This window comes from Parabacteroides hominis, assembly GCF_014287585.1.
Classification (GTDB): Bacteria; Bacteroidota; Bacteroidia; order Bacteroidales; family Tannerellaceae; genus Parabacteroides; species Parabacteroides hominis.
In genome coordinates this window covers 80,971-104,334 of the sequence record NZ_JACOOJ010000015.1, presented here as the reverse complement: position 1 = coordinate 104,334, position 23,364 = coordinate 80,971, and the positions used below count along the sequence as shown (strand labels likewise).

Below are 23,364 nucleotides of genomic sequence, written 5' to 3'. Positions count from 1 at the left end.
AGGTTACGCAACGCGCAGAAGGATAATGCAGTAGATAACTAACTAAATCGTAACCTATTACTATCAAGAGCAATTAACCTACGCTCATTTCCAATAAATTACACTCTTTTCGTAACTTCCATCCGCAAAAATACATAAATTATAGGTTTATCCGGATGATTTGACTGTCAAATATAAAGCATATAGTCGTGTTGTCTATCCATTCGATGTTGCTTTGTATTGTAATGGGATACGTGAAGACCTTTTTCTGGTATCCGGTTATTTGCCTGTAGGATTGAGAAACATAGTCGTAAATCCATACTTGAAGACTCCCTGATCGGTCTGAAATAAAAGCAAGTTTCTGTTTATCCGGAGATAGTGAAGGTGCGTAATCGTTCCAACCGGAAGTCATAGTCGATATGATGCTTTTGCCTGATATGGAAGCTTTATTGATATTATCGTGTTGTTGTCCTCCTTGTTGTCCTCCACTAAAAAGGTATTCATTCTCGTTTATCCAACAAAAGCTTGAGGGAGCATAATTCTTATTAAGATTCAGGATAACCGTATCTTCCTTAGATAAGAGGTTGAATATATGTATGTTCTTTAATGAGGCATCCTGATATAGAAGCCGGTCATTATTCGGGGATATGAGTACCTCTTTGCCACATTTTAAAGGATTGTCTGTTGGAAAAGGTATTATCTCTTTTGTTTTGCAATCGTATAGGTGAAGCAGCCCTTCTTTGTTCTTGAAGAATATTTTCTCTCCTGTCCTGTCCCAGCTTGGGTTAGTTCCGTTCGTTACAATCTGTTCCGTAGATGATCCGTTGAGATCGGTTAACAAAATTGAAGAGGAATCTTCGTAATTGGGATTGTAGTAAACGATTTTGTCTTTAACAGGATTATATGAGATATGCTGCCCATAGGTATAATCTTGTTGTGCCACTGAAGTTATGGTATGTTGTACCGGTTGAGGATTGGGTACAACCATGATTGTCGGAGTTTGGATTGCAGGGAATCCTTTTTTATGGGACAAGGTATAAATGTAATACGGCTTACCGTTTATAGCCTTGAGTGTATAGGTATCGCCGTCGTTGTTCAATTGGACGGCTGTATAGATTTTCTCAAAAGGTCCGTCCGGACTGTCGGAGACATAAAGTTCACATTGATCCGGAGCGTAGTATTCAGTTGGTAGCCCGTCAACTGTTCCGCATACAAATTTAGGGGTTTTGCTCAAGTCTATCCGGATAGATTGATCTCCTATAATCGGATAAGCACTGAAAGAATCCATTGCGGAATGCTCGTAATCTATATCATTGCATCCGATCATAGCCGAAAGAAGTAAAAAACAAAGTCCTTGTGTTGTTTTCATAAATGAATGTTTTTATGTATTTATATAATATATGATGATTGAGGTTTCCTGAAAGTTGCATGTCTCATGATTAATTTATTTGTATATATAAAAGCTCTTTTCATCGTTCGCTTTTGTAAAAAAGTTGAATTAATTGGTCTATTTGATATATTCTTGACTGTAGAAGGATAATATCTCGGAAATATTTCTATCTTAGAGGCATAATCATTAAATCGAAAGATCATGGGAGCAAAGAAGAATTTTGTGCTTGACACGAATGTCATATTGCACGATTACAAGTGTATTGAGAACTTTCAGGAGAATGATATTTATCTTCCGATCGTCGTGTTGGAAGAGTTGGATAAGTTTAAAAAGGGGAGCGACCAGATTAACTACAACGCCCGCGAGTTTGTACGCGAGTTGGATACGTTGACCAGCAACGATCTCTTTTTAAAAGGGGCCTCACTTGGACCGGGCAAAGGTACTTTGCATGTGGTGACCGGTGACAAATATCAGGAAAAGATTTACCAGTCGTTCCCGGAAAAGACAGCGGACCATCGTATTTTGTCATGTACGTTGTCGGTTGCCGAGGCGGAAAAAGACCGGAAAGTAAAAACTATTCTGGTAACGAAGGATGTGAACCTGCGTATGAAGGCGCGTTCATTGGGTATCGAAGTGGAAGATTATATAACCGATAAGGTTATTAATGTAGATATTTTCGAACGTGCACAAGATACATACGAAAATATAGATCCGGATCTGATTGATAAAATGTATGCTTCGGCTGACGGCATCGATGCCGATCTGTTCGATATAAAGTCGAAACTGGACCCGAACGAATGTTTTATCTTAAAGAGCGTGCGTAATTCTGTCTTGGCTCGTTATAATCCATTTACCAATAAATTTAAGAAAGTAGACAAAGGCAGTAATTATGGTATTCAGCCTCGCAATGCGGAACAGAGTTTTGCTTTTGAAGTGCTGAATGATCCGGATGTGAAACTTATCGGGCTGACAGGAAAGGCCGGAACCGGCAAAACTTTGCTGGCTTTGGCTTCTGCTTTGAGGCAGGCGAATGTTTATAAGCAGATTCTGCTGGCACGTCCTATCGTCGCTTTGGCGAATAAGGACTTAGGATTCCTGCCTGGTGATGAGAAGCAGAAGGTGGCTCCTTATATGCAGCCTTTGTTTGATAACCTGAATGTGATTAAGGGGCAGTTTGCACCCGGTGGTTCGGATGCCCGTAAGATAGATGATTTGCAAAAGAACGGGCAACTTGTGATTGAAGCATTGGCCTTCATCCGCGGTCGAAGCCTTTCGGAAACGTTCTGTATCATCGATGAGGCTCAGAACCTGACTCCGCATGAAATTAAAACGATTATCACCCGTGCAGGCGAAGGAACGAAAATGGTATTTACCGGGGATATCCAGCAGATCGACTCTCCTTATCTGGATGCACAGAGCAATGGCCTCGCTTATATGGTTGATAAAATGAAAGGGCAGGAACTGTTTGCCCACATCAATCTGATCAAAGGCGAACGTAGCCAATTGTCCGAATTAGCTTCCGATTTGCTCTGATAAAAGAAATATTGAAAAGGAGGTGTGACATATTATGAATTTTGTCACACCTCCTTTATTGTAGTGGTGTTTTTGGAATGGTTAAAGGAATATAACAGACGATGAAACAATTAATTGCATGTTGCGGGTTGGATTGTGAAGGTTGCGATGCTCGCATAGCCACTGTCGGAAATGACAATGAATTAAGAGAAAAGACAGCCCAGCAGTGGAGTGTGATGAACAACGCGCCTGAGATTACGGCAGCAACCATAAATTGCATGGGGTGTCGTGCAGATGGTGCTAAATTTGCGTATTGCAGCGATTATTGCGAAATCCGCAAATGTGTAAATAAAAAAGGATTTGATACTTGTGGCGACTGTAAAGAATTGAATAGCTGTCAAATAGTTGGTGCCGTTTTCCAGCATGCTCCCAGTGCAAAAGAAAATCTTCTGTCTTCGGACACTATATGAACTTGAAAGATTGATTCGGAAAACAATTCGTTATACATTACGGACAGATAAAGGCGATTATATTTATACCAAAGAAGGAAAAGTGTACCGGAAAGGGAATCGGTATGTGGAAACGATCGAGATGACAGGAAAATAGACCGCTTGTTCCAATTTCTTGGGATTTGTATTTTACTGTTTTCGTGTTTTTTCGTATTATTGCATACGAATACTCATACAGCTAAAATATAACTATATGGATATCCTTCTTATTATTTTAGGGATACTTTGTTTGCTGGCCGGGCTGGCAGGTTGTTTCTTGCCTGTATTGCCCGGTCCGCCTGTTTCTTATGTAGGCTTGTTGCTTTTGCACTTTACGGACAAAATCCATTTCAGTACTACACATTTGATTTTATGGGCTTTGCTGGTCATTATTGTCCAGGTGATGGATTATGTGACGCCCATGTTGGGCACAAAATACAGTGGAGGCGGTAAATGGGGGAATCGGGGATGTATGATCGGGACGATTGCCGGTCTTTTCGTCTTTCCACCCTGGGGTGTGTTGATCGGTCCGTTTGCAGGGGCCGTAATCGGCGAGTTGCTTGGGGGAAAGAAGTCTGCCGAAGCTTTTAAAGCCGGGTTAGGGGCTTTTATCGGCTTTCTGTTCAGTGTGGTGGTGAAAGTGTCGGTTTGCGGCTATTTTATCTACTGCTTTGTTGCGGCGCTATTTTAATAAACTTTATTTCTCCATTTTTTGTTATCTTTGTAGATTAATAGGGCTGTGGAAAATAATTATCGAATATGAAAAAGATTATTAATCCCTGGGAGGGGTTAGATGGATATATGTGTTTTGGCTGTGCTCCGAGTAATCCGATGGGGCTTCACATGGAGTTTTATGAGGATGGCGACGATGTAGTGGCTTACTGGGAGCCGGAAGCTCATTATCAGGGTTGGTTGAACACGTTGCATGGCGGAATCCTGACAACATTGATGGACGAATTGGCCGGTTGGGTGGTGCTTAGGAAGTTACAGACTTCAGGAATGACTTCACGCTTGGATGCACGCTTTCTGAAAAGTCTTTCTACCCGCGAACCCAGGCTGACAATCCGGGGACGTATCAAAGACCGTAAACGAAATGCAATCTTTATCGAAACGGAAATCTATAATTCACAAGATGAGTTATGTACGCGTGCTGACTTGGTTTATTTTATAGTCACACAAGAACAGGCGACGGAAAAATTTCATTTTGCGGGATGCAAAGCAGAAGGTGAATGAACAATAAAACATAAATAACAAATGAAGTATATTGGAGCACATGTGTCGGCATCAGGTGGAGTTGAGAATGCTCCGGTGAATGCGAATGCGATCGGGGCGAAGGCTTTTGCCTTGTTTACCCGTAACCAGCGTCAATGGAAATCTTCTCCGTTGACAAAAAAGAGTATTTCCCTTTTCAAAGAACGTTGTGAAGAATTCGGTTATACGGCAGAGCATATTCTTCCGCATGACAGTTACCTGATCAATCTGGGACATCCGGAAGCAGAAGGTTTGCAGAAGTCACGGGATGCTTTCCTGGATGAGATGCAGCGTTGTGAACAACTGGGGCTGGACCGTTTGAATTTCCATCCCGGAAGCCATCTGAACCAGATGGATGTGGAGGAATGTCTGACGCGTATAGCCGATTCGGTCAACTGGGCGTTGGACCAGACTTCGGGTGTATGTGCCGTATTGGAAAATACAGCCGGTCAGGGAACCAATTTAGGATATACCTTCGAGCAACTTGCTTACATTATTAATAAGGTAGAGGATAAATCCCGTGTCGGAGTTTGTATAGATACTGCCCATACGTTGGCAGCAGGCTATGATATCAAGACTGTCGAAGGTTTTACGGAAACGTTCCGCCGCTTTGACGAAGTAATCGGTTTTTCTTATTTGCGCGGCATGCATATAAATGATTCCAAGAAAGATCTGGCTACCCGTGTGGACCGCCATGACAGTATTGGGAAAGGAGTGATGGGGTTGACTACATTTAAGATGCTGATGGATGATCCCCGGTTTGATAACATTCCTTTAATTCTGGAAACGCCGGACGAGTCTATTTGGGCGGAAGAGATTGAATATCTGTATTCTATATAAAAGCGAAAGGAGCGGCTTTCACAAGTCACTCCTTTCCATTTAACCAAAACCTTAACTATGAAAGCCCAAATGTACAATGAATTTTCTAAACGTGCAAGAGTTGGGAGTGATAAAGTTCTACTTTTGCGAATAAATAACAAATTAAATACATTATATTATGTTTATTTTAATGCCTGTCATCTTTGTCTTAGGGATTCTTGCAATCGCATTGGAAGATAAGATAAAGATAAATAAAGCTGCGATAGCTCTGTTTATGGCAATATCACTGTGGATGATATTGATGTTTGACGCCTATGACATTTTTGTCGAACGCTCCAGCCCTTTATTCCAGGAGTTTTTGACTCAAAATCCGGAAATGGCGAATGCTCCTCTGAAAGATCAGTTTATTACATTTATTACAAACCGTTCGATTGTTTATCATTTAGGGAATGTAGCCGAAACGCTTTTCTTTGTCATGTGTTCCATGCTGATTGTCGATATCGTGGATAAGCATGGTGGTTTCCGGGCTGTTACCGGATATATCCGCACTGCCAATAAAAGGAAATTATTGTGGTATATAAGTTTTGCCGCTTTTTTCTTCTCTGCTTTATTGGATAACTTAGCTGCTGCTATCGTGATTATGGCCGTGTTGCGGAAACTGGTTCCGGACCGGACGGATCGTTTGAAGTATGCCTGTATGGTGATTATTGCGGCGAATGCGGGTGGTTCATGGTCTCCGATCGGTGATGTGACGACCATTTTGCTCTGGGTGGGTAAAAATGTCACGGCTATGCACCAGATTTCGCATGTGTTCTTCCCGGCATTGATAAACTTGCTTGTGCCTCTGACGATTGCTAATTTCTGGTTGTTTAAGAAAGATGCAACATTGCGTGTGATGAGCGAGGAGGAAATGGCGGACGAATATACCCCGGAGATTCCGAATCATTCGCGGCGGGTGATTTTTGTGATCGGTGTCCTTTCGCTGGCATTGGTTCCGGTCTTTCAGATGTTGACGAACCTTCCGCCTTTCTTAGGTGTTTTGCTGGGCTTGGTGATCCTGTGGTTTTATACGGATATTATGTATAGCAAACTGCATATGCACGAATCCAATAAGTTGCGTATCTCCCAGTTGCTTCCGAACATCGACTTGGCGACTATCTTTTTCTTCCTGGGTATTCTGATGTCGGTAGGGGCTTTGGAAACTTCCGGCCAGTTGGGCTTGATGTCCGCTTTTCTGGATAAGCATGTACATGAACCTTATCTGATCAGTTTCGTGATCGGCGTTTTGTCTTCCTGTGTGGACAACGTGGCTTTGGTGGCGGCAACAATGGGAATGTATCCGATCGTACCGGATGCAGCCAATCTGGCTCCTTATGCCCAGTTCTTCGTATCGGACGGAGGTTTCTGGACATTCCTTGCCTACTGTGCCGTGACGGGCGGTAGTATCCTGATTATCGGTTCTGCAACCGGCGTAACGGTAATGGGATTGGAAAAGATCGATTTCATGTATTATACCAAACGATTTTCAATTCTGGCATTGATCGGCTATTGCTGCGGTGCCGGCGTATATATGTTATTATTTGCATAAACTTTATTTATATGAGAAAAACATGGATTTTGATGGCAGCCTGTGCCGTTATGTTTTCCGGAATGGAAGCCCTTGCATGCACAGGACTGCTGGTGGGAAAGAAAGCCTCGGTCGACGGCTCTGTAATGATCAGCTATGCGGCGGACTCGCATACGTTATATGGGGAACTGTATCGCTGGCCGGCAGCGACCTGGCCGAAAGGGGCGATGCTGGATATCATCGAGTGGGATACCCATAAACCGTTGGGACAGATCCCGCAGGTTGAACAGACCTATTCTGTGGTCGGCAATATGAATGAACATCAGGTTGCGATTACTGAAAGCACTTTCGGAGGCCGTTCCGAATTGGTCGACACGACCGGCATCATGGATTACGGCAGCTTGATTTATGTCGCTTTGCAACGTTCCAAGACGGCACGGGAGGCTATCCAGGTCATGACCGGCCTGGTTAAGGATTACGGCTACTATAGCAGTGGGGAAACATTCTCTATTGCCGATAAGAACGAAGCCTGGGTGATGGAAATGATCGGTAAAGGTCCGGGTAATAAAGGGGCTGTCTGGGTGGCTATCCGCATTCCTGACGATTGTATCTCGGCTCATGCCAACCAATCCCGCATCCAGCAGATCCCGTTTGATGATAAGGAGAACTGTCTCTATTCACCGGACGTCGTTTCTTTTGCCCGTGAAAAAGGTTATTTCAGTGGGAAGGACAAGGATTTCAGTTTCCAGAAAGCCTATTGTCCGTATGATTTCGGTTCCTTGCGTGGTTGTGAAGCCCGTGTATGGTCTTTCTTCCGCAAATACGATAAATCGATGGATCGATACACGGACCTGATCAAAGGCGATGTGACGAAGAAGCCGATGCCTTTGTATGTCAAACCCGATCGCCTGTTGTCTGTTCAGGATGTGCAGAACGGCATGCGCGACCATTTTGAAGGTACGGACCTGGATATGACGAAAGATGCCGGTGCGGGTTCTTACAAAGTGCCGTACCGTTGGCGTCCGATGACTTTCGAAGTGGACGGCCAGGAATATACGAACGAGCGTGCGATTGCTACGCAGCAAACGGGTTTTGTGATTGTTCCGCAGATGCGTAACTGGTTGCCGGATGCTGTCGGTGGCATTCTTTGGTTCGGGGTGGACGATGCGGATATGGCAGTCTTTACGCCGATCTATTGTTCGGTGACAGCTTCTCCCGAATGTTATCGCGTCGGAAACGGTGATATGATGAATTTCTCCTGGACTTCCGCTTTTTGGATTCACAACTGGGTGGCTAATATGGCGTATGGCAAATATAGCTATATGATTCAGGATATCCGTCCTGTCCAGCAGGAGTTGGAGAATGGCTATCAACAGACAGTTCCGGCTATCGATAAGGCGGCAATGGAGTTGTATGCCAAGAATCCGGCGGAAGCGGTCAAGTTTCTGACTTGGTTCAGTACCACGACTGCCGACCAGGCAACGGCCCGTTGGAAAAAATTAGGAGAATACCTGTTAGTCAAATATATGGACGGTAATGTGAAGAAGGAGGAAAACGGACAATTCAAACAGAATGGTTACGGATTATCCGAATATCCGGATTTCCCTGGCTATGACGAAGACTATTATCGTAGTATTGTAAAGAGCGCAGGTGATAAATTAAAAGTAAAATAATATGCCTTTATAGGAAAAAATGCTATATTTGGCGGTAGATATTGTAGAACTAAATAAGAAAAGTATGAAAAAATTAATTGTTATGTTGATGCTGACGCTGTTCAGTATAGGTGCATATGCACAGACGCAGCAAGGTCAATCCTCATTCGGTTTCAACTTAGGTTACAATTTTAATGATGTCGGCAATGCTACTATTGGCATCGATTATCGTTATTGTGTAACGGATGCGTTTCGTTTGACTCCGTCTATTACTCATTTGGTAAAGAATGATGGGGTAAGTGCATGGGCGATCGATATGAATGCTCACTATGTGTTTAAATTGAGTGAGATGTTTGGCTTTTATCCGTTGGCAGGTTTAAGTCTTTCTTTCTGGAAAGCAGGTCCCTGGGATGCAACTCGTTTTGGAGCCAACATCGGTTTGGGCGGTGAAGTGTATGCGACAGACCGGGTTTCTGTCGGATTGGAAGCTAAGTATAATATCATAAAAGATTTGGATGCCGCAGCATTGGCTGTCCGTGTCGGATATAATTTCTAAGTAATCGAATCTTTATACAGATGAATAAAAGGGGAGTGGTGACACATCCCCTTTTTATTTTTTAATGTGTAATATGTTCTCTATTTCCGTTCTGCCATTGTTTGTAGTCTTCGAACGTAATGTTTTGGAAATCGGGTATGACTTGATATACCTTGTCCTTTAAAGATTCTTCGGAATTGGTCGTGCTAAGCCCGATAACCCGCATGCCTGCATTTGTTCCGGACTGTATTCCGGCAAAAGAATCTTCAAATACAAGACAGTCGGCAGGTGATACATGCAGATCGGAAGCGGCAAGCAAATAACACATCGGATCGGGCTTCCCTTTCGTGATCCGGTCGGCGCTCACAACCGTATCGAACAGGTTGTCGAGCTTCAGAAGACGGAAAGCCCGTTTTAGCTTGACATCATCGGAACTGGTGACCAAACCTACTTTTACACCCTTGCTTTTCAGAAGATGGATAAACTCCATTGCACCCGGAACCGGTGGAAATGGCATTTCCTGTTCGAAATCCATTGATTCGCGGGTTACCATTTCTTTAAATTCTTCAGACCGGTCGGAAAAATACTTATCCAATATATAAGGTAATGTCGTTCCTTTGATATGGGATGCGAAATTGGGAATTCCTGTCTGGTAGCGTTCTCCCGCTTCGTTCCAGTAAATATCGTAAATAGGTTCTGTATCTACAACCACACCGTCGAAGTCAAAAAAGGCAGTCTTCATAAACTGTTGTTCCATAAAAATCAATTCATTTATAGTAATTTGCCTGCAAATATACTTTTAATCGTGCTATAATCCTAACCGGTCTGTTTTTTGTCATTGTCATTCGGTCGCTGAAAAGGCGGTTTTACTTGCAGAAAGAAATGTTAAAAAATATTATCCCTAAGTGTAATTCCAAATTCATGCACTACTAATCCTATTTAGACGGGGAGGCAGTGACATTTTGTTATATGGAAAAATGCATAATTTTAATTGACTTTTTTGAGATTTAATGCTGTGGAAGTGTAAAAACTTATATCTTTGTGCACGTACACATGTTTGTAGGCTAAAGAAAATTGATTGTCTAACTAATTATAGTATCAGAAAAAGCAAATGAAAGCGTATTTGAAATTAGCGGCTTTGTCTCTGACTTTGCTGTGTGGTGCCTGCCAACCTAACGACGGATGGCAGCAGTTGTTTAATGGTAAGGATTTTACCGGCTTCAAACAGTTGAACGGTAAGGCTCCTTATCGCGTAGAGAACGGATGTATGGTCGGCCAGACCGTGGACAAAGAACCGAACAGCTTTATGGCGACGGAACAAACGTATGGTGATTTTATTTTGGAGTTTGAAGTGAAATGTCATCCAGACTTGAATTCCGGGGTGCAGTTTCGAAGCGAAAGTAAGCCGGATTACAACAATGGACGTGTGCATGGCTATCAGTGCGAGATTGACCCGTCCGACCGTGCTTGGAGTGGCGGGCTTTATGATGAAGCGCGACGTGGTTGGTTGGCGCCTTTGACGAATAACGAAGCCGGACGAGCCGCCTATAAGAAAGATGATTGGAACAAGTATCGGATTGAAGCTATCGGTAACAGTATCCGTATTTGGCTGAATGGCGTGAACACTTCTAATGTAGTGGATGATATGACACCGGAAGGTTTTATCGCTTTCCAGGTGCATGGCATTTTCGGGAAAAAGGAGAATATAGGCAAGGAGATCTGGTGGCGTAATATCCGCATTAAGACGGAAAACCTGGAAGCCGAGCGTATGCAGGGCCAACTGGCACCGGAAATAAACTGCATTCCGAATACGCTGACAGAAACAGAAAAAGCTGCCGGTTGGAAACTGCTGTTTGATGGCAAGACTTCTAACGGATGGCGTGGCGCCGGAAAAGAAACATTCCCCGAAAACGGATGGAAGATCGAAAATGGCGAACTGACTGTTATGAAGAATGGCGGTCCGGAAGGCAAAAGAGGGGGTGATATCCTGACTGTCGATGAGTTTGGCGCATTTGAACTGAGCTTTGAGTTTAAATTGACGGAAGGCGCAAATAGCGGTATGAAATATCTGATTCAGGAAAGCAAGAAGAATAAAGGTTTTGTGATCGGTCCGGAATACCAGGTCCTGGACGACCAGCTTCATCCGGATGCCAAACTGTACACGACTTATCCCGGTAGCCGTACGGTTTCCAGCTTGTACGATATCATCCCTGCGAAAAACAAACGCTTCAATGGTGTCGGACAGTGGAACAAGGGCGTTATCAAAGTATTCCCTAACAAACATGTCGAACATTGGATGAACGGCTTTAAGACCGTTGAGTATGATTGGGCTTCGGATGCGTTCCTTGAATTAGTGAAGGGCAGCAAGTTTGCTAAGAAAGAATATAATGAATTCGGTGGTTTCGGTACTGCTGATAAAGGTCATATCCTGTTGCAGGATCACTGGGACGAAGTTTCCTTCCGGAACATCAAGATTAGAGAACTTAAATAGTTAACTAAAAAATAGGAACCATGACAACACGTAGAGATTTCCTTAAACACAGTGCCTTAGGCGCAGCCGGTCTGACTATCGGCGGACTGGGGTTCAGTACAGAGAGTTACGCTAACATAATGGGCGCAAACGAGAAGATTCGTGTGGGTATTGTCGGTTTTTCAGACCGTGCCCGCCATTCTCTTATTCCTGCTTTTATGGCTTGTGCCGATGAGTTAGGATTTGAAATCGTCGCTATTTCCGACATCTGGAAACGGCGTAGAGATGAAGGCGTCGCTTTCTTCCAAGAGAAATATGGAAAGAAAGTGAAAGCGTTCCGTAACAATGAAGAACTGTATGACGCTAAAATGTGTGATGCGGTGATCGTTGCCACTTCCGACTTCCAGCACGCCTTGCACTGCATCGAAGCGGTTAAAGCCGGATGCGATGCTTATGTAGAGAAACCTTTTGCTGAAACGATGGAGGATGCCCGTGCCGCCCGCAAAGCTGTGTTGGAAAGTGGAAAGATCGTGCAGATTGGTTCCCAACGCCGTTCGGCTCCAAACTACCATGCCGCCAACGACTTTATCCGTTCCGGTAAGTTCGGTAAGATCACGATGGTGGAAATGTGCTGGAACGTTAACCAGCCCGGACGCTGGCGCCGTCCGGCTTTGGTTGCACAATGTTTTGAGAAGGATACTGACTGGAAGCGTTTCCTGCTGAATCGTCCGTACGAAGAATGGGACCCGCGCAAATATTTGGAATACCGCCTGTTCTGGCCGTATTCTTCCGGTATTCCCGGCCAGTGGATGTCACATCAGATCGATACGGTACATTGGTTTACGGGTTGCAACCACCCGAATAGTGTTGCTGCCAATGGCGGAATATATCAATGGAATGACGGACGCCGCAGTTATGACACGATGACGGCGGTGTTCGATTATGGGAAAGCCGGAGAAAATTTCCAGGTGGTATATTCTTCCCGTATGCATAACTCGGCAGGCGGAACAAAGGAATTGTACTTCTCCAATGGCGGTACGTTGAATCTGGACACGAATAAAGTGACATCGGAAGGTGGATTGACCAAGCGTTTCGCAGATGAAATGGGAATGCAGCCGAATCTGTTGGAAGAATTCGAATTGCCTTCTATCAAGGTGGAAACGGGTTCCAATACAGGAGCCGATCCGATGACAAACCTGCATATGCGTAACTGGATGGAATGCGTGAAGAGCCGCAAGCAGCCGAATGCTCCCGTAGATGCCGGCTATAATCACTCCATTGCCAACATCATGTGTACTGCTTCCCTTCGTACGGGGGAAAAAGCTACATTCGATGAAGCAAGGCAGGAAGTGCTTGCCGGCGGCAAAGTCTTTAAATATTGATTATTCGTTCTGTAGAAAGCTGCACAATACGATTCTTTGACGTACGTCAGCTATAACATTCTTTGTGGAGGTAAGTAGACTGAATGTGTACTTATCTCCATAATTTTTTTGGACAGTTTCCAGATCCTTCACCGTACAGAAGAAAAAGCCGCTTACCGGCTGTTCCTGTCCGAAGTTATGGAACTTGTTTCCTAAATAGAAGTTCAGCCCGTAAAGATTAGCGTATGTCTTCAGATCATTCATCACATACATATTCATATCATCCAACGGATATTCTTTCTGAACCTGCTCGGCAAACGGACGGGCGGAACTTCCCTGGCGTATACCGCGCATGACAACCCCGTCGATCAGCAAGTTAATGGCAAAGGCCAATGCTATCGTCGCATACAGGATCTTAATGTTGATCTTCTTGAACATCTGATAATAGACAGTCGCCAGAATAGCCAAAAGGACTATCAGGATACAAATTGTCAGCCCGCAGGGATGCGCGAACATATTCGATACCAACTCGACCGTTTCCAGTGTCGATTGGCGGCTTGTGTACTGGCTTGCGATCTTGACAGGATCGATTGCTCCGGCCATCGTCAGGCCGACGGCGATCACGACAACGGCCGTGATGGATGCCATGAAAGCGGCAAATACGCGGGTTACTTTCGTCCTGTATTCCGTAATATATAAAGTATACTGAGCCAGGAAAATAGCAATAAACGGATAAGCCGGCATCAGATATACGCTTCGTTTGCTGGAAGGTATCGAATAGAAGAAAATTATACAAACCAATGCTACCAAGCTGAACAGTTTCTCTTTTTCCATCGACCGGATATTATTCCAGGTATCGGCCAGTATCTCTTTCACCGACTTTTCCGGCTTGTGCAGTTTTAATCCGAATAAAGAGAAAAAGAAGAAAATCGTCCAGGGAACAAATCCCGCAGCCAATGTCATAAAGTTGTACCAGACTCCGTTTTCATGCCCTAAATTGTAATGGATATCAGGCGTGCTGAGGTGGAAGAAACGTCCGAGATTCTCTGCCAGCACCACGTTCAGGAATGCATCGCCACCCTGTTTCCAGGCAGCAACATACCACAATAGAGGCAGGAACATAGAAGAAATGCCAGCATAAAGAAGCGCTTTGAATATCACCAAATAGGAGTATTTACGAAGCATCAGCAAATAGACGCCGAAGACAAACAGCGGCAGGATAATACCCACAGGCCCTTTTGTCAGTACGGCACATCCCAATAGGGCAGGGATGGCGATCGGCACTCCTTTTAGCTCCAGTTTGTCTTCCCACCGGTATAGTTGATAAAGTCCGATCACTATAAAGGTTGTTAGCAGCATATCCACGCGCGTGGTCATGGCCGCCCGGTGTATCTCGATACAGGTGATGAGCAATAACGTGGCGATGAATGCCTGCTGAAACCGCAATCGTTTACCAAAGAAAACCAGCGTGAAACCGATCAGTGTAATAAAGGCCAGCGCAGACGGTAACCGGGAAGTGAACTCGGAAACATATCCCTGCGGCAAGGAAGCGACTGCCATCAGCCAATGTGCCAACGGCGGCTTATATGCAAATTCGTTTGCATAGACCTGTGGCAAAACCCAGTTGCCGGTTTCGAGCATGGAAACGGCAACCGCCGCTTCGCGGGGTTCTCCCTTAGTCGAAAAGTCTCCCAGCCCGATCCAGGGAAGGACAGAGATTATGCAAATGACGATAACCATCGTTACCGGCTTTTGCAGATAAAGATATTGAAGAGTAGGTGTGCGCATAGTTTAAATCGGTAAGGAGCTTTCGCCCCATTGAATAAATTTTTCTGAACTACAAAAGAACGACTTTTTACGGACTTTTTGTTCATTTCGTGAGATTTTTTTATGTTCCTAAACATTCTTTGATGGAATTCCGGATGATATCCGCATCTTCTTTATTTTCTTTCAGAATGGAGAGGATGAGGTTTAAATAACTCTCTTTATTGCTGATGCCACAGTATTTGCAGAGCTGGGATTGAGGCAGCATCCCTTTCTGATTGTAGACGCGAAGGATATTTTTGTAATCTCCGGTTTCGGCAAACTGAATGAATTTCTCCTTGATCCCCGTATATATTTCGTCTACGTGTACGGTTTCGCGGATGCTTTCCACATGTTCGGTCAGTTCGTCCACCGTACTCATCTTCCGGTTCAGAGCCGTTTCCAACTTCTTCTGTACGCGGTGGCGGGCATGAAGCAAAACCTGGCTTTCGAGGTCTTTCAGGAAAAGTTTGATAACGTTTTCTTTGACCTGGTTGAAGACCTGTTCGGGATCTTTCATCAGGCGGCCGGCAACGGTCTTGATAACCGGTTCCAGCATCAGCAGGTTTTCCACTTCGGCAACGTTGGGAACGTAGATATGCTGTTCGCGCAGGTAAGCAATTTCTCCTTCCGTGCGACGGTCACGGTCGACGATCCCTTTAGAATCGAGCGTATGGAAATCTTTCAACTGGGCGAATGCCTTTGTTGTTTCGATTACCTTCTGGCAACCTCCCATCGGTTTTACTTTGTAGTCGGGAAAGATAAGCGGGTAGAGGCGGCTGTCTATGCTGTTGGAGTCGGTCCCTTCGATAAACAGGATCGGCTTGCGGCTGCCTAAGATGTCCATATAGACCTCTTCCGGGAAGCTGTCGTTGTTTTCGATCAGTTCGTAGTCCCATATCCGGGCGTCCCCATTGTAAGAACGTATCCAGAGACGCTTGCTGTTGTCGCGTGAGGCGGCGAAGTCGATGTCGTGCGTCAGATACACATACGTGCAATCCGGCCGCATGGCTTCTATCTCGTCCCACAAAGGATTTTTGATGGAGTCGTGGAGCAGGACTTCCGGCTCTTCAATGATTAATAACGCATTTTCAGGAGCACAGAGCACGGCTCCTATCAGATAAAATACCAGCTTTTCGCCGTCGCTCATCCTGCCGGCCGTATAAGAATCTCCGTCAATGCTGGTGGAGGCCAGTTCTATAAAGCCTGATTTGCGTACCAGGCGGTTATGCGGGAACATCTTCTCCCAAGTCGTCTGGATGCGGTCTATCTTGGTGACCGGCGGCAATAGGTCGGGCGTCAGCTTGCTTTCTTCTTTATACTGGACGGCAGCTTCGAATTCTTCGGTTTGCAGGTGCAGGATCAGTTTTTCATATTCTGACATACGCGGCATGAAAAGCCGTTCCGCAATCATGGACTGGAGCCGAGCCAGCTCGTTGCCGTCCGCAGGCGCCTTGTTTTCTTCGCTGCTAAGGAAGAGGGAATGCATTCCTGATATCCATACGCTTTGCCCGGCGTAGCGTTGGTGCAAGTTTCTGCCGAAGGAGCTTTTACCGGCTCCGTTAGCTCCGATTACTACCAACACTTTCGTGTCAAGGGTAACGGGAGCTGAAGTATTTTGATTGGTAGGAAGAATTAAATCCATAACGGGTCTCCGATTAGTTTCCCCAAAGGTAAATAAAAAAATCATAGGCGGGAAACAAAAGTTCCATAGGCATGAAACAAAAATTCCATAGGCATGGAACAAGAGTTTCATGCCTATGGAACTTTATTTTCTTCCGTATGTACGGACGGTTTAGTAAGCTCGTGCAAACAATACGCGCTGTGCGGAAGGTTTGCCGGTCACCATGCACTTGCCCGGAGTCTTGTCTCCATCCAGCGGAATGCAGCGGATCGTGGCTTTCGTTTCGTTCTTCACCTGCTCTTCCGTTTCGGGAGTTCCGTCCCAGTGAGCCATGATGAAGTAGCCTTCTTCGATCTTTTCCTTAAACTCTTCGTAGGTGTCGACTGTAATAGTCTTTTCCGTGCGGTGGTCGAATGCTTTCTGGAAGATGTTCTTCTGGATTTCTTCCAGCAGGTTCTGAACGTATGTTTCGATGTTGTCGCAAGTCACGGTTTCTTTTTCCAGCGTATCGCGGCGCATCACTTCGATCGTATTGTTTTCCAGGTCGCGTCCGCCCATAGCCAGACGTACGGGAACGCCTTTCAGTTCGTATTCGGCGAACTTCCATCCCGGCTTCTTGTTGTCGGCATCGTCGAATTTGACGGAGATGCCTAACGCTTTCAGCTTGGCAACGATGCCGTTTACCTTTTCGCTGATCTGCGCCAACTGCTCTTCGCTGCGGTAGATCGGGATGATTACCACCTGGATAGGAGCGAGGTGAGGCGGCAATACCAGACCGTTATCGTCGGAGTGGGACATGATCAGGGCGCCGATCAGACGGGTTGAAACACCCCATGAAGTAGCCCAGGCGTAGTCGCTCTTTCCGTTCTTGTCGATAAAGGTAACGTCGAATGCCTTGCCGAAATTCTGTCCTAAGAAGTGGGAAGTACCGGCTTGCAGCGCTTTTCCATCCTGCATCATCGCTTCGATCGTATAGGTATCCAATGCACCGGCGAAACGTTCGCTTGCAGACTTGACACCTTTGACGACCGGCATCGCCATATAGTTTTCGGCAAAGTCAGCATATACTCCCTGCATCTTCTTTGCTTCGACTTCTGCTTCTTCGCGTGTCGCGTGGGCGGTATGTCCTTCCTGCCACAGGAATTCTGCGGTACGGAGGAAGAGGCGGGTACGCATTTCCCAACGCATCACGTTTGCCCACTGGTTACAAAGAATAGGCAGGTCGCGGTAAGACTGGATCCAGTTGCGATAGGTGTTCCAGATAATTGTCTCGGAAGTCGGACGGATAATCAGCTCTTCTTCCAGCTTGGCGGCCGGGTCGACCACGACACCTGTACCGTCGTGGTTTGTTTTCAGACGATAATGCGTGACAACGGCACATTCTTTGGCGAAGCCTTCCACATGTTCAGCTTCCTTGCTCAGGAATGATTTCGGGATCAGCAAGGGGAAGTAAGCGTTTACGTGACCTGTTTCCTTGAACATATCGTCGAGGATACGTTGCATCTTTTCCCAAATCGCATATCCGTAAGGCTTGATCACCATACAGCCGCGTACAGCGGAGTTTTCCGCCAGATCCGCTTTGATTACCAGATCCTGGTACCACTGCGAGTAGTTCACACTTCTCGGAGTCAGTTCTTTCAGCTCTTTTGCCATTTCCTTATAATTCTATATGTTTTTTCTATTGATTCCAAATATGACGCGCAAAGGTACAAAAATATTTGTACTTATTATTCCTGCTGCTTGATCGCTTGCAAATATTTGCCTACAATTTCAATATGTTCCTTAAAAGCTTCTTTTTGGTATCGTTCCAGCAATTCCGGATATCTTTGTAATAATTCTTCCATTTTTTTCGAATCCACCCTGTCTAATTTCAGCTTTTTTTCGGAATCGTCTACTTCGTAGAAAACACGTGATGAAGCTGCATTAGCTGATTGTACTGCTGCTCCAACGACTCCGAATGCCATAGCAGCATTTGAACCTGTGGGAATTGCTGTGAAATAAACTTTCCCTTTACAAATAAGACCTGGTGCAAACCAGGCTCCGATTGGACGCTTTTTGAATTTTAATCCGATGCAATTGATGTACAGCGTGTCATCAATCTCGATGGCGAAGGTCTTTTTCTTGATCTCCTTATCGAGCTCTTTGTCCCCATTGTATATTTTGAAGTCTCCTCCTCCGGACATGAACAGTTGGTTTTTGTTTCGTTTTTCCTTAATAACGTTCAATGTACTACTGCTTGTTTCGTTTAGCAGGTCGGAAAGAGTTGTATACAATTTGCCGGTTTCTTGGCTCAGTGCTCCTTCTACAGAAAGGAAGAGGCATAACACGAAAAATAATGTTTTCATAAAAATAGGTAATTTGTTCCGTTTATCTGATTAAGACATTTCCGGATGTTTATTCTTTCTTAGAACGTACAGATAAGCATAAAATTGTATGGAACAAAAAAGGCCACTCCCCGAAAGAAGCAGCCTTTTATTTATGGATAAGAATTATTCTTATTTGTATGCTTCGCCCTTAACGGCAGCGATACCCGGAAGGACTTTGCCTTCGATAGCTTCCAGCAGAGCACCGCCACCTGTAGAAACGTAAGAAACGCCGCTTGCCAGACCGAACTTGTTAACACAAGCTACAGAGTCGCCACCACCTACTAATGAGAAGGCGCCGTTCTTGGTCGCTTCAACGATAGCTTCGCCAACTGCGCGGGAGCCGTCTGTGAAGTTTTCGAATTCGAATACGCCTGTAGGACCGTTCCACAGGATAGTCTTGGAGTTCTTGATCACGTCAGCATAGATGGCGATAGTCTTCGGGCCGATGTCAAGGCCTTCCCATCCGTCAGGAATTTCGTTTACGTTCGCATAAGCCGTTTTTGCATCGTTGCTGAAATCGTCAGCGATCTTAGCGTCGACAGCCAATACCAGGTTTACGCCTTTTTCTTTTGCTTTCTTCATCAGGTCGAGAGCCAGATCGAGCTTGTCATCTTCGCAGATTGATTTACCGATCTTGCCACCCATAGCCTTTGTGAAAGTATAAGTCATACCGCCGGTGATGATCAGGTTGTCTACCTTGTTCAACAGGTTTTCGATGATTTCGATCTTGGAAGAAACCTTGGAACCACCCATGATTGCAGTAAACGGACGAGCGATGTCGTTCAATACCTTTTCAACAGCTTTTACTTCTTTTTCCATCAGGTAGCCGAACATTTTGTGGTCAGCGTCGAAGTAATCGGCGATCAATGCCGTAGAAGCGTGAGCGCGGTGAGCCGTACCGAATGCGTCATTTACATAGCAGTCGGCATAAGATGCCAATCTCTTTGTAAATTCTTTCTGGCTTTCTTTAACGGCTTTCTTGGCAGCTTTCTTTTCTTCGTCTGTAGCATCTTCTGCCAAACCTCTCGGCTTGCCTTCTTCTTCAGCATAGAAACGAAGGTTTTCAAGCAACAATGCTTCGCCCGGTTGCAGAGCGGCAGCCTTAGCGCCGGCTTCTTCACCGATACAGTCGTTAGCAAACTGAACATCGACACCCAGCAGTTCGGAAACGTGTTTCAGGATGTGTTTCAGTGAATATTTGTCAGTAACGCCTTTCGGACGTCCCAGGTGAGAACCGATGATTACACTGCCACCGTCTGCCAAAATCTTTTTCAGAGTAGGAAGGGCGGCACGGATACGAGTGTCGTCTGTGATGTTGAAGTTTTCGTCCAAAGGAACGTTGAAGTCAACTCTTACAAATGCCTTTTTGCCGGCAAAATTGAAATTGTCAATTGATTGCATAACTCTTATATTTAAGTTCTGTATTAAAATATCATGCTTAGCGGACGCAAACTTACACAAAAATATTTTATTTCGTTGTTTCATATTCTATAATTATTGGCTTAAATGAAAAACTTCCTCACGCTGCGATCAAAACATGTGGGGAAACCGGAAAGCGGAGGTTATTGTAGTAATTTTTTTTTAATACTTTTAATAGACAGTAATAAAGAAGACTTTTATATTTGCCGCCAGCTATTGATAAACAATTTTGTACTAAAATTTTTATAGTAATGCGAACAAATCATCTTAATCTACTACTTGTACTCGTACTTGTATTATTTCCGATGAGTACGCGCGCATATGGCGCCGGTGAATGTGTGATGTTGTACACTCCCTACACTAAGATTGCGGTTCCGCCGGGAGAGTCTATCAATTACAGTGTTGATGTCATTAATAATTGTGACGAAGTGAAGAATGCTTCTATTTCCGTATCAGGAATGCCACGAGGATGGAAGTATGAGATGAAAGCCGGAGGTTGGACGGTCGACCAGATATCCGTTCTGCCGGGTGAAAAGAAGAATTTTTCTTTTAAAGTGGATGTCCCGTTTAAGGTGAATAAGGGAACGTACCATTTTACACTGACTGCCCCTGGCGTGGCGGAATTGCCGTTGACTGTGACTGTCTCCGAACAGGGGACCTATCAAACTGAGTTTATGACAAAGCAGCCCAATATGCAGGGCAATTCGAAATCGACCTTCAATTTCAACGCGACGTTGAAGAACCAGACAGCCGACCAGCAACTTTATGCGTTGATGGCAGACGCTCCGAGAGGCTGGAACGTCACTTTCCGGGTTGCCGGCAAGCAGGCTACTTCCGCACAGGTGGAAGCCAATGCAACAGAAAATATCAGCATCGATATCAACCCGGCGGCTAACGTGCAGGCGGGCACTTATAAGATCCCGGTTCATGCGGCAACCAGTTCGACCTCTGCCGATATCGAGTTGGAGGTGGTTATCACCGGCTCTTATGATATCGAACTGACGACCCCGAGAGGATTGTTGAGCGCGGAGATTACGGCAGGAGATATGAAACGTATTGATTTGGTCGTACGCAACAATGGGTCTGCCGAACTGAAGGATGTCCAGCTAACAGCCACTAAGCCGGTTGACTGGGAAGTAACCTTCGAACCTTCTAAAATAGAGAAACTGCCGGCTGGCAGCACGACGAATGTTACTGCGACGATAAAAGCATCCGGAAAGGCTCTTCCGGGCGATTATGTGACGAAGATGACGGCTAAGACGCCTGAAGTCAATACGACTGCGGAGTTCCGCATATCCGTTCATACTCCCATGGTTTACGGTTGGTTAGGGATCTTGATTATTGTGCTCGTGTTGGGTGGCGTGTATTATCTGTTCCGTAAATATGGAAGGAGGTAAGTCATGTGCCAGTATGTGATCGAACTTACCGGTTTGACGAAAAAGTATGGAAACTTTACTGCCGTGAACGATTTGAACTTGCAGATTCGCAAAGGTGAAATATTCGGGTTGCTGGGGCCGAACGGGGCGGGAAAATCTACGACCATACTGATGATGCTGGGCCTGACCGAACCGACGACCGGTTCCGTAAAAGTATGTAATATCGACTCCACCACTCATCCGATAGATGTAAAGCGTAAAGTCGGGTATCTGCCGGAGGATGTAGGCTTCTATGAGGATATGACGGGGATCGAGAACCTTATTTATACAGCCGCCCTCAATGGCATTCGGAAGAAAGAAGCGCGTGCGAAAGCGGAGCAGTTGCTTGACCGTGTTGGATTATTGAAGGAAGCGGATAAGAAAGCCGGTAAATATTCCAAAGGAATGCGTCAACGTCTCGGATTGGCCGATGTGCTGATCAAAAGCCCTGAAGTAATCATTTTGGATGAGCCGACTTCCGGGATAGATCCGGCCGGTGTGCAGGAATTTATGGATCTGATCCGGCAACTGAGCCGGGAGGAGGGATTGACCGTCTTGTTTTCTTCCCATCATCTGAACCAGGTCCGGCAAGTTTGCGACCGGGTAGGATTGTTTGGCGGAGGAAAGCTGTTGGCGGAGATCGAACTGACAGATTTGCATAAGACCGAGCATGGGCTTGACGATATCTATAATCAATATTTCGGGGGAGGACGCAGCCATGAGTAATACGAATCATCCTTTCTGGGTTATTGTCAATAAGGAAATCTCCGATTATGTGAGAAGCTGGCGTTTTATTATCCTGATCGTTATCATTGCACTGACTTGTATGGGTTCGTTATATACGGCCCTCACAAATATCCGTGAAGCGATAAAGCCGAATGATCCCGATGGAGCATTTCTTTTCCTGAAACTGTTTACGGTTTCGGACGGAACGTTGCCTTCTTTTGCCGTATTTATTAGTTTCTTAGGGCCATTGTTAGGGATTTCACTGGGATTCGATGCAATTAATTCGGAACAGAATAAAGGAACGTTGAGCCGTATCTTGTCTCAGCCGATTCACCGGGATTATCTGATTAATGCGAAGTTTGTGGCAGCTCTGACTGTAATCGGCATCATGTTGTTCATGCTGGGATTCCTGGTCATGGGATTCGGGTTGATTGCGATCGGGATTCCGCCTACGGCAGAAGAGTTTATGCGTGTCATTTTCTTCCTGCTCGTAAGCCTCTTTTATGTGGCATTCTGGTTGAACCTGTCGATATTCTTTTCGATCCGCTTTAAACAGGCGGCGACTTCTGCATTGGCTTGCGTGGCGATTTGGTTGTTTTTCAGCGTGTTCTATAATATGATCATCAACCTCGTAGGAAAGGCGTTGAGCCCTTCCGCTTGGGCTTCTGACTATCAGGTGATCGCTTACCAACGGTTTATGCTGAATTTACTGCGTTTTGCACCGAGTGAGTTGTTTAATGAAGCGACGATGACATTGTTAATGCCTTCCGTGCGGAGTCTGGGACCGCTGACAATGGAGCAGGTGCATGGCGCGATTCCAAGCCCGCTGCCTTTAGGCCAGAGCCTTTTGGTTGTTTGGCCGCAACTGACCGGGTTGATTGCTGCGACAGTTGTATGTTTTGCTTTGTCGTATGTCTCGTTTATGAGGAAAGAAGTACGGTCAAGGTGAATAATATATGCCAATGTGCCAATTAGTAAATGTGCCAA

At 45.3% G+C, this 23,364-nt stretch carries 20 protein-coding genes; 13 read left to right on the top strand and 7 right to left on the bottom strand.

Annotation, left to right across the window (positions count from 1 at the left end):
- Positions 1 to 139: 139 nt before the first annotated feature.
- On the bottom strand, positions 140 to 1,348 hold the full coding sequence (locus tag H8S65_RS10310) for a PD40 domain-containing protein (protein WP_186929900.1): 1,209 nt from the start codon (positions 1,346 to 1,348) through the stop codon (positions 140 to 142).
- 222 nt (positions 1,349 to 1,570) lie between these two features.
- Between H8S65_RS10310 and H8S65_RS10305 the strand changes: the two genes are divergently transcribed.
- From H8S65_RS10305 to H8S65_RS10270, 8 genes are all read left to right on the top strand, one after another.
- A complete protein-coding gene (locus tag H8S65_RS10305; RefSeq protein WP_186929899.1) occupies positions 1,571 to 2,902 on the top strand; it encodes a PhoH family protein in 1,332 nt (443 codons plus the stop codon).
- A gap of 101 nt (positions 2,903 to 3,003) precedes the next feature.
- Complete coding sequence (locus H8S65_RS10300; RefSeq protein ID WP_186929898.1) at positions 3,004 to 3,351, top strand: DUF3795 domain-containing protein; 348 nt, start codon at positions 3,004 to 3,006, stop codon at positions 3,349 to 3,351.
- 232 nt (positions 3,352 to 3,583) lie between these two features.
- Positions 3,584 to 4,060, top strand: coding sequence for a DUF456 domain-containing protein (locus tag H8S65_RS10295; RefSeq protein ID WP_186929897.1), 477 nt, complete (start codon positions 3,584 to 3,586; stop codon positions 4,058 to 4,060).
- A 68-nt stretch (positions 4,061 to 4,128) separates the two neighbouring features.
- Entirely contained in the window at positions 4,129 to 4,602 is a 474-nt protein-coding gene (locus H8S65_RS10290; RefSeq protein ID WP_186929896.1) for a PaaI family thioesterase, read from the top strand.
- Between the two features lie 21 nt (positions 4,603 to 4,623).
- A complete protein-coding gene (nfo, locus tag H8S65_RS10285; RefSeq protein WP_186929895.1) occupies positions 4,624 to 5,460 on the top strand; it encodes a deoxyribonuclease IV in 837 nt (278 codons plus the stop codon).
- A gap of 157 nt (positions 5,461 to 5,617) precedes the next feature.
- Positions 5,618 to 7,027 (top strand): sodium:proton antiporter NhaD, encoded by a 1,410-nt coding sequence (gene nhaD, locus H8S65_RS10280; protein WP_186929894.1) that lies wholly within the window; start codon positions 5,618 to 5,620, stop codon positions 7,025 to 7,027.
- Positions 7,028 to 7,038: 11 nt separating this feature from the next.
- Complete coding sequence (locus H8S65_RS10275; RefSeq protein WP_186929893.1) at positions 7,039 to 8,679, top strand: dipeptidase; 1,641 nt, start codon at positions 7,039 to 7,041, stop codon at positions 8,677 to 8,679.
- 64 nt (positions 8,680 to 8,743) lie between these two features.
- Positions 8,744 to 9,214 carry an outer membrane beta-barrel protein gene (locus tag H8S65_RS10270; protein ID WP_186929892.1) on the top strand — a complete coding sequence of 157 codons (471 nt, stop codon included), beginning with the start codon at positions 8,744 to 8,746 and terminating at the stop codon, positions 9,212 to 9,214.
- Between the two features lie 61 nt (positions 9,215 to 9,275).
- Here the strand turns inward: H8S65_RS10270 and H8S65_RS10265 are convergent, their stop codons facing one another.
- Positions 9,276 to 9,950, bottom strand: a complete 675-nt coding sequence (locus H8S65_RS10265) for an HAD family hydrolase (RefSeq protein WP_186929891.1) — start codon at positions 9,948 to 9,950, stop codon at positions 9,276 to 9,278.
- Positions 9,951 to 10,304: 354 nt separating this feature from the next.
- On the opposite strand from H8S65_RS10265, the gene H8S65_RS10260 reads away from it, so the two are divergent.
- Together H8S65_RS10260 and H8S65_RS10255 are read left to right on the top strand one after the other, a co-directional pair.
- Positions 10,305 to 11,684: a 3-keto-disaccharide hydrolase gene (locus H8S65_RS10260; protein WP_186929890.1), complete on the top strand. Its 1,380-nt coding sequence runs from the start codon at positions 10,305 to 10,307 to the stop codon at positions 11,682 to 11,684.
- A gap of 20 nt (positions 11,685 to 11,704) precedes the next feature.
- Positions 11,705 to 13,045 carry a Gfo/Idh/MocA family oxidoreductase gene (locus H8S65_RS10255; protein WP_186929889.1) on the top strand — a complete coding sequence of 447 codons (1,341 nt, stop codon included), beginning with the start codon at positions 11,705 to 11,707 and terminating at the stop codon, positions 13,043 to 13,045.
- On the opposite strand, the gene H8S65_RS10250 is transcribed toward H8S65_RS10255, so the two are convergent.
- The 5 genes from H8S65_RS10250 to H8S65_RS10230 all read right to left on the bottom strand — a co-directional run bounded on the left by H8S65_RS10250 (position 13,046) and on the right by H8S65_RS10230 (position 20,218).
- Positions 13,046 to 14,812 (bottom strand): ArnT family glycosyltransferase, encoded by a 1,767-nt coding sequence (locus H8S65_RS10250; protein WP_186929888.1) that lies wholly within the window; start codon positions 14,810 to 14,812, stop codon positions 13,046 to 13,048.
- 100 nt (positions 14,813 to 14,912) lie between these two features.
- Positions 14,913 to 16,472, bottom strand: coding sequence for a DUF4435 domain-containing protein (locus H8S65_RS10245; protein WP_186929887.1), 1,560 nt, complete (start codon positions 16,470 to 16,472; stop codon positions 14,913 to 14,915).
- A gap of 150 nt (positions 16,473 to 16,622) precedes the next feature.
- Positions 16,623 to 18,104: a proline--tRNA ligase gene (gene proS, locus H8S65_RS10240; protein WP_186929886.1), complete on the bottom strand. Its 1,482-nt coding sequence runs from the start codon at positions 18,102 to 18,104 to the stop codon at positions 16,623 to 16,625.
- A gap of 74 nt (positions 18,105 to 18,178) precedes the next feature.
- Positions 18,179 to 18,796, bottom strand: coding sequence for a DUF6563 family protein (locus tag H8S65_RS10235; protein WP_186929885.1), 618 nt, complete (start codon positions 18,794 to 18,796; stop codon positions 18,179 to 18,181).
- A gap of 150 nt (positions 18,797 to 18,946) precedes the next feature.
- A complete protein-coding gene (locus H8S65_RS10230) occupies positions 18,947 to 20,218 on the bottom strand; it encodes a phosphoglycerate kinase (protein WP_186929884.1) in 1,272 nt (423 codons plus the stop codon).
- Positions 20,219 to 20,487: 269 nt separating this feature from the next.
- Here H8S65_RS10230 and H8S65_RS10225 point away from each other — a divergent pair, with 269 nt between their 5' ends.
- Genes H8S65_RS10225 through H8S65_RS10215 form a run of 3 tightly spaced genes read left to right on the top strand, consistent with a single transcriptional unit; the run spans position 20,488 to position 23,326 of the window.
- Positions 20,488 to 21,633 (top strand): COG1470 family protein, encoded by a 1,146-nt coding sequence (locus H8S65_RS10225; protein WP_186929883.1) that lies wholly within the window; start codon positions 20,488 to 20,490, stop codon positions 21,631 to 21,633.
- A gap of 3 nt (positions 21,634 to 21,636) precedes the next feature.
- A complete protein-coding gene (locus tag H8S65_RS10220) occupies positions 21,637 to 22,377 on the top strand; it encodes an ABC transporter ATP-binding protein (RefSeq protein ID WP_186929882.1) in 741 nt (246 codons plus the stop codon).
- Positions 22,370 to 23,326, top strand: coding sequence for an ABC transporter permease (locus H8S65_RS10215; protein WP_186929902.1), 957 nt, complete (start codon positions 22,370 to 22,372; stop codon positions 23,324 to 23,326). Before H8S65_RS10220 ends, H8S65_RS10215 begins: the two co-directional genes overlap by 8 nt.
- Positions 23,327 to 23,364 lie beyond the last annotated feature (38 nt).

Bases quoted from the DNA above. Each gene is read 5' to 3' on its own strand.
- H8S65_RS10310 (WP_186929900.1), bottom strand. From the start codon at position 1,348: ATGAAAACAACACAAGGACTTTGTTTTTTACTTCTTTCGGCTATGATC.
- H8S65_RS10305 (WP_186929899.1), top strand. From the start codon at position 1,571: ATGGGAGCAAAGAAGAATTTTGTGCTTGACACGAATGTCATATTGCAC.
- H8S65_RS10300 (WP_186929898.1), top strand. From the start codon at position 3,004: ATGAAACAATTAATTGCATGTTGCGGGTTGGATTGTGAAGGTTGCGAT.
- H8S65_RS10295 (WP_186929897.1), top strand. From the start codon at position 3,584: ATGGATATCCTTCTTATTATTTTAGGGATACTTTGTTTGCTGGCCGGG.
- H8S65_RS10290 (WP_186929896.1), top strand. From the start codon at position 4,129: ATGAAAAAGATTATTAATCCCTGGGAGGGGTTAGATGGATATATGTGT.
- nfo (WP_186929895.1), top strand. From the start codon at position 4,624: ATGAAGTATATTGGAGCACATGTGTCGGCATCAGGTGGAGTTGAGAAT.
- nhaD (WP_186929894.1), top strand. From the start codon at position 5,618: ATGTTTATTTTAATGCCTGTCATCTTTGTCTTAGGGATTCTTGCAATC.
- H8S65_RS10275 (WP_186929893.1), top strand. From the start codon at position 7,039: ATGAGAAAAACATGGATTTTGATGGCAGCCTGTGCCGTTATGTTTTCC.
- H8S65_RS10270 (WP_186929892.1), top strand. From the start codon at position 8,744: ATGAAAAAATTAATTGTTATGTTGATGCTGACGCTGTTCAGTATAGGT.
- H8S65_RS10265 (WP_186929891.1), bottom strand. From the start codon at position 9,950: ATGGAACAACAGTTTATGAAGACTGCCTTTTTTGACTTCGACGGTGTG.
- H8S65_RS10260 (WP_186929890.1), top strand. From the start codon at position 10,305: ATGAAAGCGTATTTGAAATTAGCGGCTTTGTCTCTGACTTTGCTGTGT.
- H8S65_RS10255 (WP_186929889.1), top strand. From the start codon at position 11,705: ATGACAACACGTAGAGATTTCCTTAAACACAGTGCCTTAGGCGCAGCC.
- H8S65_RS10250 (WP_186929888.1), bottom strand. From the start codon at position 14,812: ATGCGCACACCTACTCTTCAATATCTTTATCTGCAAAAGCCGGTAACG.
- H8S65_RS10245 (WP_186929887.1), bottom strand. From the start codon at position 16,472: ATGGATTTAATTCTTCCTACCAATCAAAATACTTCAGCTCCCGTTACC.
- proS (WP_186929886.1), bottom strand. From the start codon at position 18,104: ATGGCAAAAGAGCTGAAAGAACTGACTCCGAGAAGTGTGAACTACTCG.
- H8S65_RS10235 (WP_186929885.1), bottom strand. From the start codon at position 18,796: ATGAAAACATTATTTTTCGTGTTATGCCTCTTCCTTTCTGTAGAAGGA.
- H8S65_RS10230 (WP_186929884.1), bottom strand. From the start codon at position 20,218: ATGCAATCAATTGACAATTTCAATTTTGCCGGCAAAAAGGCATTTGTA.
- H8S65_RS10225 (WP_186929883.1), top strand. From the start codon at position 20,488: ATGCGAACAAATCATCTTAATCTACTACTTGTACTCGTACTTGTATTA.
- H8S65_RS10220 (WP_186929882.1), top strand. From the start codon at position 21,637: ATGTGCCAGTATGTGATCGAACTTACCGGTTTGACGAAAAAGTATGGA.
- H8S65_RS10215 (WP_186929902.1), top strand. From the start codon at position 22,370: ATGAGTAATACGAATCATCCTTTCTGGGTTATTGTCAATAAGGAAATC.